A 15,362-nucleotide genomic window follows, 5' to 3' on the forward strand; every position below is an offset into this window, starting at 1 on the left:
GAAATTATTTGTCTATCTGCTGATTATGTACTTGTGATTAAAATCACAACAATAAATTGAGTTGTTTCTTATTAAAGGTTTTCCAATATTAAAATGTAATGACAGGATCTATTAGCTGTTAATCAGGCTATTTAAACGTAAAAACCCGTATTAACAATAAATTAATACGGGTTTAATAGGGAATGCTGTTATCTGTTGAGGTAATTACTTACCGATACAGAAGCTTGAGAAGATCCTGCCCAGCAAATCATCTGACGTAAATTCCCCGGTGATTTCACTCAGGTTCTGTTGTGCGAGACGTAACTCTTCCGCCAGCAGTTCACCCGCCCAGGCTCCGAGGAGCTGCGCTTTACCCTGATCAAGATGTTTTGCCGCTTCTTCCAGTGCCTGCAGGTGACGACGACGGGCAAGGAATCCGCCTTCCATGCTGGTGTCAAAACCCATACTCTGTTTGAGATGGTTACGCAGGTCATCCACGCCTTCGCCTGTACGAGCGGACAAGCGAATAAGTGAGTGACCATTCACATCGCTGATGCCCAGCGTCTCGCCGGTAACGTCGGCTTTGTTACGCACCACGGTGATCGGTAATTTGGCAGGAAGACGTGCAATAAAGTCTGGCCAAATATCGGCGGGATCGACAGCCGTGGTCGTTGTACCATCAACCATAAACAGTACACGATCGGCTTGCTCGATCTCCTGCCAGGCACGCTCGATACCGATACGTTCAACTTCATCACTGGCATCACGCAGACCTGCGGTATCGATAATATGCAAAGGCATACCATCAATGTGGATATGCTCACGAAGCACGTCACGAGTGGTTCCGGCGATATCGGTCACGATGGCGGCTTCACGACCCGCCAGAGCGTTCAGCAGGCTCGATTTCCCGGCATTTGGACGCCCGGCGATGACAACCTTCATCCCTTCGCGCAACAAGCTCCCCTGACGTGCTTCAGCGCGAACAGCATCGAGATCGGCCATCACGCTGTTAAGCTGCGCTTCGATTTTTCCGTCAGAGAGGAAGTCGATTTCCTCATCCGGGAAGTCGATAGCCGCTTCGACGTAGATTCGCAGGTGAGTAAGTGCTTCCACAAGATGATTTACGCGTGCGGAAAATGCGCCCTGAAGCGAGTTGAGCGCGGAGCGTGCTGCTTGTTCAGAACTGGCATCAATCAGGTCAGTAATGGCTTCTGCTTGCGCCAGATCGAGCTTGTCGTTCAGGAACGCGCGCTCAGAGAACTCGCCTGGCTTCGCAATGCGAAGGCCCGGTAGGGTCAAAATACGTTTTAACAGCAGGTCGAGGATCACCGGGCCACCGTGGCCTTGCAGCTCCAGTACATCTTCACCGGTAAATGAATTTGGGCCGGGGAACCACAGTGCAATGCCTTGATCCAGTGCGGAGCCGTCCATGTCTTTAAATGGCAGATAATCGGCGTAGCGCGGCTTTGGCAGTTTGCCCAGCACGGCTTCGGCTACCTCGCGTGCCCTGAGGCCGGAGATTCGCAAAATACCTACACCACCGCGTCCCGGTGGGGTTGCCTGGGCGACGATAGTGTCGTTATGGCTCATGGTTTGTCTCGTTTAATACCAATAAAAAAAGGCGGTCAATTGACCGCCCTTATTTTAGCGTTAACTTACCGAATCAGGACTTTTTCTTTTCGCGGCTATGCAGGCCACGTTTTTCCAGACCACGGTAAATCAGCTGCTGCTGGATGATGGTCACCAGGTTGCTGACGATATAGTACAGCACCAGACCTGACGGGAACCACAGGAAGAAGACGGTGAAGATGACCGGCATAAAGGTCATGATCTTCTGCTGCATCGGGTCGGTCACTGTGGTTGGCGACATCTTCTGAATGAAGAACATCGTGATACCCATCAGGATCGGCAGGATGTAGTACGGGTCCTGTGCAGACAAGTCGTGGATCCACAGAGCGAACGGCGCATGGCGCAGCTCAACGGAGCCCATCAGCATGTAGTACAGCGCAAGGAAGATTGGCATCTGAATCAGCAGTGGGAAGCAACCACCCAGCGGGTTTACTTTCTCTGCTTTATACAGGGCCATCATTTCCTGGCTCTGACGCTGTTTGTCATCGCCCAGACGCTCACGCATCGCCGCAATCTTCGGCTGCAGCATACGCATCTTCGCCATGGAGGTGTACTGCGCTTTAGTCAGCGGGTACATGATGCCACGCACGATAAAGGTGATAACGATGATGGAGAAGCCCCAGTTACCCAGGAAGCTGTGGATGAACTTCAGCAGCTTAAACAGCGGCTGAGAGATGAACCACAACCAGCCGTAATCTACGGTCAGATCCAGATGTGGCGCGACGGCTGCCATCTTGTCCTGGATTTCCGGACCGACCCACAGGGTGCTGCCCATTTTCCCGGTTTGACCCGGTTGAACCAGAACTGGCTCAGACTTATAGCCGATAGCAGCAATGCCGTTACCCAGATTCGCCGTGTAGAAGTTGTTAGAACCTTCATTACGTGGAACCCATGCCGTTGCGAAATACTGTTGCAGCATCGCGACCCAACCACCTTTAGAACTGACGTTCAGGTTTTCGTTGTCGGCGATGGTGTCGAATTTGTATTTTTCGTATTTCGCATCTGGGGTGGAGTACGCCGCGCCACGGAAGGTATGCAGCGCAAAGTTGCTGCTTCCGGTGTCACGATGCGTTGGCAGATTGATGGACTGCTTCAGCTGACCAAACGTTGCCAGCTCCAGTGGTTTAGCACCGGTATTCTGCACGTTGTAATCCACTCCCACCGCATATTCACCGCGTTTCAGGGTGAAGGTTTTGGTGAAGGTGTTGCCTGCTGCGTCTGTATAAGTCATCGGGATCGCGAGTTCGTTTTGGCCATCAGCCAATACAAACGCATCTTTATCGACGTTATACAGCGGACGCGGACCGTTAGCCGGATTATCCGGGCCATCACGACCGGTCAGACCGCTTTGAGCCTGATAGAGGAACTGCGGCGTAGTTTCGAGTAACTGGAACGGCTCGTTAGAACCGAGATCTTTCGGGTAAGTTACCAGCAGCGCCTGCTCGACATCACCACCACGGGTGTTGATAGTCAGCTCAAGCACATCGGTCTTAACCGTAATCAGTTTACCCTGGCCACTGGCCGGTACGCCCTGGTCGGCGGCGCTACCCGCTGCTGTGGTCGTGGTCTGCGTGACCTGCTGTTGTGGTTGAGGATTTTTATCCTGCTCCCACGCCTGCCAGATCATGAAAGACACGAACAACAAAGCGATGATAAGAAGATTGCGTTGCGAATCCATCGTTAGTGTTCTCTGGTATCAAATGGTCCTGGGGGGACGGGGTCGTCTCCACCGGGGTGTAAAGGGTGGCATTTTAATACGCGTTTCACCGTCAACCAACTGCCTTTTATCACTCCAAACCTGCGCAATGCCTCAATTCCGTATTGCGAACAGGTTGGTGTGAAACGGCAGTGCGGCCCGAGTAGCGGACTAATCAGGCGTTGATAGACCCGAATGAGGGCTATCAGGACCCGTGAGCCAGGCGACAGTGGCGGCGCCATAATTTTTCCAACGCTTCCGAGAGAGCACGGTTATCGAGGTCGGCAACCCCCTTTTTAGCCACCACCACGAAATCCATTGATGGAAGTTCGTGCTGACGTAAACGGAAACTCTCACGCGTCAGACGTTTAATCCGATTGCGTTCGTGTGCGCGTTTAACGTTTTTCTTGGCGACTGTAAGACCGATGCGGGGATGCCCCAGCGAATTTTGGCGGCCGAGGATGGTGATTTGCGGCGTGCCAGCCCGTTGTGGCTGCTGGAAGACGAATGTGAAATGAGTGGGAGTTAACAAACGTAACTCCCTGGGAAATGCGAGCTTAACCACTCAGGGGTTAGCTTTATTACTTGGAAACGGTCAGACGAGAACGGCCTTTAGCACGACGACGTGCCAGAACCTGACGACCATTTTTATTAGCCATACGAGCACGGAAGCCGTGAGAACGGTTGCGCTTCAGTACAGACGGTTGAAAAGTGCGTTTCATGGCGATTTCTACCTAAACTTGAATAAATTCAATGGCTTTTCACGATGCCCGAACGAATATTGAACGACGGACGCCGAAGCCATGGGTGATTAAAGAGGCCGGATTGTAATAATTGTACACTCCGGAGTCAATTCTCTTTCCTTCTTTCCCGCGTATTTTCGCACGTTTTCGCGTGGAAAATGAGCAGCGTTCGACGCGGAGAAGTCGAGCATAACGCGCCGGGTGGGGGATTATACGACCTCCCCGTTAAAGCGCAAGGATCGTCCAGGATCTTCGTTAGATCATTTAAGCAAAAAATTGTCTGTGCTCATTAATTTTTCCAATATGCGGGCTAAATCGTGGGGCACTCCTTGCAGGATCGATTACACTTACCCGGTTTCAGATCTTCCTGTGGATAAATCGGGAAGAATCTGTGAGAAACAGAAGATCTCTGACTCAGTTTAGGCTATGATCCGCGGTCCTGATCGCGATCCTGGGATCCCGACGGGGTAAAAATTGCAGATAGCAATTCGCACGTCACCCTTTTGCACAGGGTCTATTCGACGTGTGCCAACAATCACGAATATTCAGTATCTTTCTTTTATTGTTCGAGTGGAGTCCGCCGTGTCACTTTCGCTTTGGCAGCAGTGTCTTGCCCGATTGCAGGATGAGTTACCAGCCACAGAATTCAGTATGTGGATCCGCCCATTGCAGGCGGAACTGAGCGATAACACGCTGGCTTTGTATGCGCCAAACCGTTTTGTGCTCGATTGGGTAAGGGACAAATACCTCAATAACATCAATGGACTGCTCAATGATTTCTGCGGGACGGATGCCCCACAGCTACGTTTTGAAGTGGGAACAAAACCGGTCACGCAAACTGTCAGAGAAACGGTAAATGTCGCCGTTCCTGCGCAGGCTGCTCCCGCTCCTGCGCCGCGTGTTGCGCCTGCTGCACGTCCCGGCTGGGACAACGTTCCTGCCCCGGCAGAGCCTACCTATCGTTCTAACGTCAACGTGAAACATACGTTTGATAACTTTGTTGAAGGTAAATCAAACCAACTGGCTCGCGCTGCGGCTCGTCAGGTGGCTGATAACCCTGGTGGCGCGTATAACCCGTTGTTCCTCTATGGGGGCACTGGCTTGGGTAAAACTCACCTTCTGCATGCGGTGGGTAATGGCATTATGGCACGTAAGCCCAATGCCAAAGTGGTGTATATGCACTCCGAGCGCTTCGTTCAGGACATGGTAAAAGCCCTGCAAAACAATGCGATCGAAGAGTTTAAACGCTACTACCGTTCCGTTGATGCTCTGCTTATTGATGACATTCAATTCTTTGCCAATAAAGAGCGATCACAGGAAGAGTTTTTCCATACCTTCAATGCGCTGCTTGAAGGTAATCAGCAGATCATTTTAACTTCGGATCGTTATCCAAAAGAGATCAACGGCGTCGAAGATCGTCTGAAATCTCGCTTTGGCTGGGGCCTGACCGTGGCGATCGAGCCTCCGGAGCTGGAAACCCGCGTTGCGATCCTGATGAAAAAAGCCGATGAAAACGATATTCGCCTGCCGGGTGAAGTCGCGTTCTTCATTGCTAAACGTCTGCGTTCAAACGTTCGTGAACTGGAAGGTGCGCTGAACCGCGTCATTGCCAATGCCAACTTCACGGGCCGGGCAATTACCATTGATTTCGTGCGTGAAGCACTGCGTGATCTTCTGGCATTGCAGGAAAAACTGGTCACTATCGACAATATTCAGAAGACGGTGGCCGAGTACTACAAAATCAAAGTGGCAGATTTGTTGTCTAAGCGTCGTTCCCGCTCGGTGGCGAGACCGCGTCAGATGGCTATGGCGCTGGCAAAGGAGTTAACCAACCACAGTCTGCCGGAGATCGGCGATGCGTTTGGTGGCCGTGACCATACAACCGTGCTGCACGCGTGCCGCAAGATTGAGCAGTTGCGCGAAGAAAGCCACGACATAAAAGAAGATTTTTCCAATTTAATCAGAACATTATCATCGTGATGCTATGAAATTTACCGTTGAACGTGAACATTTATTAAAACCGCTGCAACAGGTGAGTGGCCCATTAGGTGGCCGCCCAACGCTGCCTATTCTCGGAAACCTGCTGCTTCAGGTCGCGGACGGTACGCTGTCGCTGACCGGCACAGATCTGGAAATGGAAATGATCGCGCGTGTTACGCTCTCTCAGCCACATAACGCGGGCGCAACGACTGTACCAGCGCGTAAATTCTTTGATATTTGCCGCGGGTTGCCGGAAGGCGCGGAAATTGCTGTGCAACTTGAGGGCGACCGTATGCTGGTTCGCTCCGGTCGCAGTCGCTTCTCGTTGTCTACGCTACCTGCTGCGGACTTCCCAAACCTGGACGACTGGCAGAGCGAAGTTGAATTCACCCTGCCGCAGGCGACGATGAAGCGTCTGATTGAAGCCACGCAGTTCTCAATGGCGCATCAGGATGTCCGTTATTACTTAAACGGCATGTTGTTCGAAACCGAAGGTGAAGAGCTGCGCACCGTGGCGACCGATGGTCACCGTCTGGCGGTCTGCTCCATGCCGATTGGCGATTCACTGCCAAATCATTCGGTGATCGTACCGCGTAAAGGTGTGATTGAGCTGATGCGCATGCTCGACGGTGGTGAAACGCCACTGCGTGTGCAGATTGGCAGCAACAATATTCGTGCACATGTTGGCGATTTTGTCTTCACTTCGAAGCTGGTTGATGGGCGTTTCCCTGACTATCGTCGCGTATTGCCGAAGAATCCGGACAAAACGCTGGAAGCAGGCTGCGACATTCTCAAGCAGGCGTTTGCGCGTGCGGCCATTCTCTCTAACGAGAAATTCCGCGGTGTACGTCTGTATGTGAGTGAAAATCAGATCAAAATCACCGCCAATAACCCGGAGCAGGAAGAGGCAGAAGAAATTCTGGACGTCACCTACGCCGGAACTGAGATGGAAATCGGCTTCAACGTCAGCTATGTGCTGGATGTTCTGAATGCACTGAAGTGCGAAAACGTTCGCATTTTGCTGACTGATTCCGTATCGAGCGTGCAGATTGAAGACGCCGCCAGCCAGAGCGCGGCCTATGTTGTCATGCCTATGAGACTGTAGTGAAAAATATCGGGCTATCTTACTTGCCATTTTCAGCCAGGGCTGTGCTCACCCCTGTCACGTACTGCGTGTACGTTTCAGGGTCTGCGTGCAGCCCGCGTTGAAACTGGCTGCGCCGATTACACCCAGGCCCGAAGAACCCCTTATATGTCACTGACGCGCCTTTTAATTAAAGATTTCCGCAACATTGAAAGCGCGGATCTCGCTTTGTCCCCTGGCTTTAACTTCCTGGTTGGTGCGAATGGCAGCGGCAAAACCAGCGTGCTGGAAGCTATCTATACGCTCGGTCATGGCCGGGCGTTTCGCAGCTTGCAGATTGGTCGTGTGATTCGCCATGAGCAGGAGTCATTTGTTCTGCACGGGCGCTTGCAGGGTGAAGAGCGTGAAACCTCCATTGGTCTGAGCAAAGACAAGCAAGGCGACAGCAAGGTCCGTATTGACGGTACTGATGGCCATAAAGTGGCTGAGTTGGCACTACTGATGCCGATGCAGCTGATTACACCGGAAGGGTTTACTCTCCTCAACGGTGGCCCCAAATACCGAAGAGCATTCCTCGACTGGGGATGTTTCCATAATGAAGCGGGTTTCTTTAATGCCTGGAGTAATCTGAAGCGGCTGCTGAAACAGCGAAATGCTGCGCTGCGCCAGGTCACTCGCTACGCTCAGTTGCGTCCCTGGGATATGGAATTAATCCCACTTGCGGAACAAATCAGCAACTGGCGTGCAGAATACAGTGCAGGGATTGCTGAAGACATGGCGGATACCTGCAAACAGTTTTTACCCGAGTTTTCTCTCACCTTCTCCTTCCAGCGAGGCTGGGAGAAAGAGACGGATTATGCCGAAGTGCTGGAGAGAGGCTTCGAGCGCGACCGCATGCTAACCTACACCGCGCATGGTCCGCACAAGGCGGATTTCCGCATTCGTGCTGACGGTGCGCCGGTCGAAGATACCTTGTCACGCGGGCAGCTAAAACTCCTGATGTGTGCGCTGCGTCTGGCGCAGGGGGAGTTTTTAACCCGCGAAAGCGGGCGACGCTGCCTGTATCTGATAGATGATTTTGCCTCGGAACTCGACGACGCACGGCGCGGACTGCTTGCCAGCCGCTTAAAAGCCACGCAGTCGCAGGTTTTCGTCAGCGCGATTAGCGCTGAACACGTAATGGACATGTCGGACAAAAATTCGAAGATGTTCACCGTGGAAAAGGGTAAAATAACGGATTAACCCAAGATTAAATGAGCGAGAAACGTTGATGTCGAATTCTTATGACTCCTCCAGTATCAAAGTCCTGAAAGGGCTGGATGCGGTGCGTAAGCGCCCAGGTATGTATATCGGTGATACGGATGACGGCACCGGTCTGCACCACATGGTATTCGAGGTTGTGGATAACGCTATCGACGAAGCGCTCGCGGGTCACTGTAAAGACATTGTCGTCACCATTCATGGCGATAACTCTGTTTCCGTACAGGATGATGGCCGTGGTATCCCAACGGGTATTCACCCGGAAGAGGGTGTGTCCGCAGCAGAAGTGATCATGACCGTACTGCACGCGGGCGGTAAATTTGATGATAACTCATATAAAGTTTCCGGCGGCCTGCACGGCGTAGGGGTTTCCGTGGTTAACGCCCTGTCGCAGAAACTGGAACTGGTTATCTACCGCGAAGGCAAAATTCATCACCAGGTCTATACCCACGGTGTGCCGCAGGCTCCACTGTCAGTTACGGGCGAAACGGAAAAAACCGGGACGACAGTACGTTTCTGGCCGAGCCACGAAACGTTTTCTAACGTGACCGAATTCGAGTACGACATTCTCGCCAAACGTCTGCGTGAACTGTCCTTCCTGAACTCCGGCGTGTCTATCCGCCTGCGTGACAAACGTGACGGTAAAGAAGACCATTTCCACTACGAAGGCGGTATCAAAGCGTTTGTTGAATACCTCAATAAGAACAAAACGCCGATCCACCCGAATATCTTCTATTTCTCAACAGAGAAAGACGGTATTGGTGTAGAAGTGGCGCTGCAGTGGAACGATGGTTTCCAGGAAAATATCTACTGCTTCACCAACAACATTCCACAGCGTGATGGCGGTACACACCTTGTTGGCTTCCGTACGGCGATGACCCGTACCCTGAATGCTTACATGGATAAAGAAGGCTACAGCAAGAAAGCGAAAGTTAGCGCCACCGGTGACGATGCCCGTGAAGGCCTGATTGCTGTGGTTTCTGTTAAAGTGCCAGATCCTAAGTTCTCCTCACAGACGAAAGACAAGCTGGTCTCTTCTGAGGTGAAATCCGCAGTTGAGCAGCAGATGAACGAACTGCTGAGCGAATATCTGCTGGAAAATCCGTCTGACGCCAAAATTGTGGTCGGTAAAATCATCGATGCTGCGCGCGCCCGTGAAGCTGCACGTAAAGCGCGTGAGATGACCCGCCGTAAAGGTGCGCTGGATCTGGCTGGCCTGCCGGGCAAACTGGCGGATTGCCAGGAACGCGACCCGGCGCAGTCCGAACTGTACCTTGTGGAAGGGGACTCCGCGGGCGGTTCTGCGAAGCAGGGTCGTAACCGTAAGAATCAGGCGATTCTGCCGTTGAAGGGTAAAATTCTGAACGTTGAGAAAGCGCGCTTCGACAAAATGCTCTCTTCGCAGGAAGTGGCAACGCTTATCACCGCCCTGGGTTGTGGTATTGGCCGTGACGAGTACAACCCGGATAAACTGCGCTATCACAGCATTATCATCATGACCGATGCGGACGTCGATGGTTCTCACATTCGTACACTGCTGCTGACCTTCTTCTATCGTCAGATGCCAGAAATTGTTGAACGTGGCCATATCTACATTGCACAGCCTCCGCTGTACAAAGTGAAAAAAGGCAAACAGGAACAGTACATTAAAGACGACGAAGCAATGGATCAGTATCAGATCTCCATTGCGCTGGACGGTGCAACCCTGCATGCGAATGCCCACGCTCCGGCGCTGGCAGGTGAGCCTCTGGAACGTCTGGTTTCTGAGTACAATGCAACGCAGAAAATGATTGGCCGTATGGAACGTCGCTTCCCGCGTACATTGTTGAAAGCGCTGATTTACCAGCCGACGCTGGTTGAAGCCGATCTGAGCGACGAACAGACGGTGACCCGTTGGGTTAACCAACTGGTGACTGAGCTGAACGAAAACGAGCAGCACGGTAGCCAGTGGAAGTTTGATATTCGTGAGAATGCCGAACTGCATCAGTTCGAACCAGTCATTCGCGTGCGTACTCACGGTGTTGATACCGATTACCCTCTGGATCATGAGTTTGTGACCGGTGGTGAATACCGTCGTCTGTGCACCCTGGGCGAAAAACTGCGTGGTCTGATTGAGGACGATGCGTTTATCGAACGTGGCGAGCGCCGTCAGCCCGTTACCAGCTTCGAGCAAGCGCTGGATTGGCTGGTGAAAGAGTCTCGTCGTGGTCTGTACATTCAGCGTTATAAAGGGCTGGGTGAAATGAACCCGGATCAGCTGTGGGAAACCACTATGGATCCAGAAAGCCGTCGCATGCTGCGCGTGACGGTAAAAGACGCGATTGCTGCGGATCAGCTGTTCACTACTCTGATGGGCGATGCCGTTGAACCGCGTCGTGCCTTTATTGAAGAAAACGCCCTGAAAGCGGCAAATATCGATATCTAAGTCGTTTATCCCCCTCTCTCCACTGGAGATAGGGGGATCATTCCCCACAAAAGAGGAATCCCCTTTCTCTATTCCATCCCCCTTTATCTCCGACTCTTTTACTGTTTTCCGTGCCGAATCGCGTTAGCATGAGGAAAGACTCATTTAAATCGGGGATCTCATGGCCATTAAACTCATTGCAATCGATATGGACGGCACACTGCTGCTGCCAGACCACTCTATTTCTCCAGCCGTTAAAAACGCTATCGCCGCAGCGCGTGAAAAAGGCGTAAATGTGGTTCTGACCACCGGGCGTCCGTATGCGGGGGTACACAGTTACCTGAAAGAGTTGCACATGAATCAGCCGGGTGATTATTGCATCACGTATAACGGTGCGCTGGTACAGAAGGCCGCTGATGGCAGTACGGTCGCGCAAACTGCGCTGAACTATGACGATTACCTGTTCCTGGAAAAACTGTCTCGCGATGTGGGTTCTCACTTCCACGCGCTCGATCGCAACACGCTTTATACTGCGAACCGCGATATCAGTTACTACACCGTACATGAATCCTTTGTCGCGACGATCCCGCTGGTGTTCTGTGAAGCCGACAAAATGGACCCGGCCACGCAGTTCCTCAAAGTGATGATGATTGATGAGCCTGCCATTCTTGATAAAGCGATCGCCAAAATACCGGCGGACGTTAAAGAGAAATACACCGTACTGAAAAGTGCACCGTACTTCCTCGAAATTCTCGATAAACGTGTGAATAAAGGGACGGGCGTGAAATCACTGGCGGATGCGCTGGGGATCAAACCAGAAGAGATCATGGCTCTTGGCGATCAGGAAAACGACATTGCGATGATTGAATATGCTGGAATGGGTGTCGCGATGGATAACGCTATTCAATCGGTGAAAGATGTCGCCAACTTTGTAACGAAATCCAATCTGGAAGACGGTGTTGCCTACGCGATCGAGAAATTTGTTCTGCAATAACAGCAACCCAATCATACGAACCCTGGTGATCCACCGGGGTTTTTTTTGCCTTCAATTTACCGGATTGTTCTTTTTGTGATCTTGATTGTAGTACAACATTGTGTGATTGTACTACATTAAAACCTCGATAATGATAAGTAGCGTTGCTTTTGTACTGCAAAAGTGAGGTGAAATTCAGCGATCGCGGTAAAGTAGTGATGGACACAAAGAGCACAAGGACTCTCCATGACTCTCAATAAAACCGATCGCATCGTCATTACGCTGGGTAGCCAGATTGTGGGTGGAAAATACGTACCAGGATCGCCGCTGCCTGCAGAGGCTGAACTGTGCGAAGAGTTTGAAACTTCGCGCAACATTATCCGGGAAGTGTTTCGCTCGCTGATGGCGAAGCGGCTGATTGAAATGAAGCGCTATCGCGGCGCGTTTGTTGCGCCGCGAAACCAGTGGAATTACCTCGACACTGATGTCCTGCAATGGGTTCTGGAAAATGACTACGACCCAAGGCTTATCGGCGCGATGAGCGAGGTACGAAACCTGGTAGAACCCGCGATTGCCCGCTGGGCAGCGGAGCGCGCAACGTCAGGTGATCTGGCGCTGATTGAGTCGGCGCTGAATGACATGATCGCCAACAACCAGAACCGGGATGCCTTTAACGAAGCGGATATTCGCTATCACGAAGCGGTGCTGCAGTCAGTACATAACCCGGTTTTACAACAGCTTAGCGTGGCAATCAGTTCGCTACAACGAGCAGTATTTGAACGAACCTGGATGGGTGATGAGGCCAACATGCCAAAAACGCTCCAGGAACATAAAGCGCTGTTCGATGCGATACGGCATCAGGACGGTGATGCGGCAGAGCAGGCGGCAATGACCATGATCGCCAGCTCGACACGAAGGTTGAAGGAAATCACATGACATCTCGCTACATCGCAATTGACTGGGGATCGACCAATTTGCGCGCCTGGCTTTATCAGGGTGAGCAGTGCCTGGAGAGCAGGCATCAGAAGCAGGCGTGACGCGCCTGAACGGAAAATCCCCTGAAGCGGTGTTAGCAGAAGTGACACAAAACTGGCGTGATAGCACCACGCCGGTAGTCATGGCGGGAATGGTGGGCAGCAACGTAGGCTGGAAGGTTGCCCCTTATCTGCCGGTTCCGGCCCATTTCTCTTCTATTGGCGAGCAGTTAACGTCTGTTGGGGACAATATCTGGATTGTACCCGGCCTGTGCGTGTCTCGTGACGATAACCACAATGTGATGCGCGGCGAAGAGACACAGCTGCTTGGCGCACGCACGCTTTCTCCTTCTTCTGTCTACGTCATGCCTGGTACACACTGCAAATGGGTGCAGGCCGATGCAGAACAGATCCACGATTTTCGCACCGTAATGACCGGCGAATTGCACCATTTGCTGCTAAATCATTCACTGATAGGGGCAGGGCTTCCACCTCAGGAAGTCTCTTCTGAAGCCTTCATTACCGGGCTTGATCGTGGCCTTCATTCCTCTGCCGTTTTGCCGCAACTTTTCGAGACCCGCGCCTCTCACGTACTGGGAACACTTCCCCGTGAGCAGGTGAGCGAATTTTTATCTGGCCTGTTGATTGGCGCAGAAGTCGCCAGCATGAGCGATTTTATCGCCCACGAGCAGACCATCACGATTGTTGCTGGTTCATCGCTGACATCACGCTATCGGCAGGCGTTCCACGCCGTTGGGCGCAAGGTGTCTGCGATATCTGGCGACACGGCATTTCAGGCAGGAATAAGGAGTATCGCTCATGCAGTGGCAAACTAATCTTCCCCTTATCGCTATTTTGCGCGGCATTACGCCCGACGAAGCGCTGGCACATGTTGGTGCGGTAATTAATGCCGGATTTGACGCCGTGGAAATCCCGTTGAATTCGCCGCAATGGGAAAAAAGCATCCCAATGGTGGTGGAGGCGTTTGGTGATAAAGCGCTGATTGGTGCGGGTACGGTGTTGCAGCCAGAGCAGGTCGACCAACTGGCAAAAATGGGCTGCAAACTGATTGTGACGCCGAATATTCAGCCGGACGTGATCCGCCGCGCGGTCAGTTATGGCATGACGGTTTGTCCTGGGTGCGCAACCGCAACAGAAGCTTTCACCGCCCTCGAGGCGGGGGCGCAGTCGCTCAAAATTTTCCCGTCATCGGCTTTTGGTCCGGACTACATCAAAGCGCTGAAAGCGGTGTTACCCGCCAGTGTCCCGGTCTTTGCCGTCGGGGGGGTCACACCAGAAAACCTGGCGCAGTGGATGAAAGCCGGTTGCGTAGGGGCGGGGCTTGGTAGCGATCTCTATCGTGCCGGACAGCCCGTAGAGCGTACCGCAGAGCAGGCGACAGCATTTGTTAAAGCGTATCGAGAGGCAGTGAAATGAAAATAACCAAACTCACCACATACCGTTTACCTCCACGTTGGATGTTCCTGAAAATCGAAACCGACGAAGGCGTTGTCGGCTGGGGGGAACCGGTCATCGAGGGGAGGGCGCGCACTGTTGAAGCCGCTGTGCATGAGCTGGGTGAATACCTGATTGGCCAGGATCCTGCTCGTATTAATGACCTGTGGCAGGTGATGTATCGCGCAGGCTTCTACCGTGGCGGTCCGATCCTGATGAGTGCTATCGCCGGTATTGACCAGGCTCTGTGGGATATCAAAGGCAAAGTGCTCAATGCCCCCGTCTGGCAACTGATGGGTGGCCTGGTTCGTGACAAAATTAAAGCCTACAGCTGGGTTGGCGGTGACCGTCCGGCAGATGTTATCGATGGGATTAAAACCCTGCGTGAGATTGGTTTTGATACCTTTAAGCTTAATGGCTGTGAAGAGATGGGGCTGATCGATAACTCTCGCTCGGTGGATGCGGCGGTAAATACCGTGGCGCAGATCCGTGAAGCCTTCGGAAACCAGATTGAGTTTGGCCTTGATTTCCACGGACGTGTCAGCGCGCCGATGGCAAAAGTCCTGATTAAAGAACTCGAACCTTATCGTCCGTTGTTTATTGAAGAACCGGTGCTGGCGGAGCAGGCAGAATATTATCCGAAACTGGCGGCACAGACGCATATCCCTATTGCGGCAGGTGAACGTATGTTCTCGCGCTTTGAGTTCAAACGTGTGCTGGAAGCGGGTGGCATTGCCATTTTGCAGCCTGATTTATCTCATGCGGGCGGTATTACGGAGTGCTACAAAATTGCCGGTATGGCGGAAGCTTATGATGTCTCCCTTGCGCCGCATTGCCCACTTGGGCCTATTGCGTTAGCGGCCTGTTTGCATGTGGACTTTGTCTCTTACAACGCTGTGCTTCAGGAGCAGAGCATGGGGATTCACTACAACAAAGGGGCTGAATTGCTCGACTTTGTGAAAAACAAAGAAGATTTCAACATGGAAGGAGGCTTCTTTAAACCGCTGATGAAACCAGGGCTTGGCGTAGATATCGATGAAGCCAAAGTGATTGAGTTCAGCAAAAACGCGCCGGACTGGCGTAACCCATTATGGCGTCATGAGGATGGCTCCGTCGCCGAATGGTAAATGCGCGTCATACTCGCGCGGGTGAGTGCGTTGGCTGCACTTCCCTGGCACGAATGAT

General features: G+C 52.3%; 13 protein-coding genes and 1 pseudogene. 9 read left to right on the forward strand and 5 right to left on the reverse strand.

All coding sequences use genetic code 11. The annotated features are described in order from the left end of the window. Nucleotides 1-204: 204 nt before the first annotated feature. The 5 genes from mnmE to rpmH all read right to left on the reverse strand — a co-directional run bounded on the left by mnmE (nucleotide 205) and on the right by rpmH (nucleotide 4,026). Nucleotides 205-1,569 (reverse strand): tRNA uridine-5-carboxymethylaminomethyl(34) synthesis GTPase MnmE, encoded by a 1,365-nt coding sequence (gene mnmE / locus GF617_RS13490; protein WP_203451831.1) that lies wholly within the window; start codon nucleotides 1,567-1,569, stop codon nucleotides 205-207. A gap of 73 nt (nucleotides 1,570-1,642) precedes the next feature. Beyond that, on the reverse strand, nucleotides 1,643-3,286 hold the full coding sequence (gene yidC, locus GF617_RS13495) for a membrane protein insertase YidC (RefSeq protein ID WP_181621608.1): 1,644 nt from the start codon (nucleotides 3,284-3,286) through the stop codon (nucleotides 1,643-1,645). 2 nt (nucleotides 3,287-3,288) lie between these two features. Then, a complete protein-coding gene (yidD, locus tag GF617_RS13500; protein WP_181621609.1) occupies nucleotides 3,289-3,546 on the reverse strand; it encodes a membrane protein insertion efficiency factor YidD in 258 nt (85 codons plus the stop codon). Then, nucleotides 3,510-3,869 carry a ribonuclease P protein component gene (gene rnpA / locus GF617_RS13505; protein ID WP_014072458.1) on the reverse strand — a complete coding sequence of 120 codons (360 nt, stop codon included), beginning with the start codon at nucleotides 3,867-3,869 and terminating at the stop codon, nucleotides 3,510-3,512. The genes yidD and rnpA overlap by 37 nt, the downstream gene beginning before the upstream one ends. Nucleotides 3,870-3,885: 16 nt before the next feature. Beyond that, nucleotides 3,886-4,026: a 50S ribosomal protein L34 gene (gene rpmH / locus GF617_RS13510; RefSeq protein ID WP_003023858.1), complete on the reverse strand. Its 141-nt coding sequence runs from the start codon at nucleotides 4,024-4,026 to the stop codon at nucleotides 3,886-3,888. Between the two features lie 603 nt (nucleotides 4,027-4,629). On the opposite strand from rpmH, the gene dnaA reads away from it, so the two are divergent. The 9 genes and pseudogenes from dnaA to dgoD all read left to right on the forward strand — a co-directional run bounded on the left by dnaA (nucleotide 4,630) and on the right by dgoD (nucleotide 15,304). Next, nucleotides 4,630-6,027 (forward strand): chromosomal replication initiator protein DnaA, encoded by a 1,398-nt coding sequence (gene dnaA / locus GF617_RS13515; RefSeq protein WP_181621610.1) that lies wholly within the window; start codon nucleotides 4,630-4,632, stop codon nucleotides 6,025-6,027. A gap of 4 nt (nucleotides 6,028-6,031) precedes the next feature. Beyond that, the gene (gene dnaN, locus GF617_RS13520; protein ID WP_181621611.1) at nucleotides 6,032-7,132 is read left to right on the forward strand and encodes a DNA polymerase III subunit beta; all 1,101 of its coding nucleotides are present in this window, start codon (nucleotides 6,032-6,034) and stop codon (nucleotides 7,130-7,132) included. A 147-nt stretch (nucleotides 7,133-7,279) separates the two neighbouring features. Beyond that, nucleotides 7,280-8,353 (forward strand): DNA replication/repair protein RecF, encoded by a 1,074-nt coding sequence (recF, locus tag GF617_RS13525; RefSeq protein ID WP_181621612.1) that lies wholly within the window; start codon nucleotides 7,280-7,282, stop codon nucleotides 8,351-8,353. A gap of 28 nt (nucleotides 8,354-8,381) precedes the next feature. Beyond that, the gene (gene gyrB / locus GF617_RS13530) at nucleotides 8,382-10,796 is read left to right on the forward strand and encodes a DNA topoisomerase (ATP-hydrolyzing) subunit B (RefSeq protein ID WP_181621613.1); all 2,415 of its coding nucleotides are present in this window, start codon (nucleotides 8,382-8,384) and stop codon (nucleotides 10,794-10,796) included. 160 nt (nucleotides 10,797-10,956) lie between these two features. Further along, nucleotides 10,957-11,769: a sugar-phosphatase gene (gene yidA, locus GF617_RS13535; RefSeq protein WP_181621614.1), complete on the forward strand. Its 813-nt coding sequence runs from the start codon at nucleotides 10,957-10,959 to the stop codon at nucleotides 11,767-11,769. Nucleotides 11,770-11,994: 225 nt separating this feature from the next. Continuing rightward, complete coding sequence (gene dgoR / locus GF617_RS13540) at nucleotides 11,995-12,684, forward strand: D-galactonate utilization transcriptional regulator DgoR (protein WP_181621615.1); 690 nt, start codon at nucleotides 11,995-11,997, stop codon at nucleotides 12,682-12,684. Next, a pseudogene (locus tag GF617_RS13545) lies at nucleotides 12,681-13,558 on the forward strand (2-dehydro-3-deoxygalactonokinase). Before dgoR ends, GF617_RS13545 begins: the two are co-directional and overlap by 4 nt. Then, nucleotides 13,542-14,159 carry a 2-dehydro-3-deoxy-6-phosphogalactonate aldolase gene (locus GF617_RS13550; RefSeq protein WP_181621617.1) on the forward strand — a complete coding sequence of 206 codons (618 nt, stop codon included), beginning with the start codon at nucleotides 13,542-13,544 and terminating at the stop codon, nucleotides 14,157-14,159. The pseudogene GF617_RS13545 and the gene GF617_RS13550 overlap by 17 nt, the downstream one beginning before the upstream one ends. Next, nucleotides 14,156-15,304, forward strand: a complete 1,149-nt coding sequence (dgoD, locus tag GF617_RS13555; RefSeq protein WP_181621618.1) for a galactonate dehydratase — start codon at nucleotides 14,156-14,158, stop codon at nucleotides 15,302-15,304. Before GF617_RS13550 ends, dgoD begins: the two co-directional genes overlap by 4 nt. The last annotated feature ends 58 nt before the right edge of the window (nucleotides 15,305-15,362 follow it).

Source organism: Lelliottia sp. RWM.1 (assembly GCF_016859735.1).
Classification (GTDB): Bacteria; Pseudomonadota; Gammaproteobacteria; order Enterobacterales; family Enterobacteriaceae; genus Enterobacter.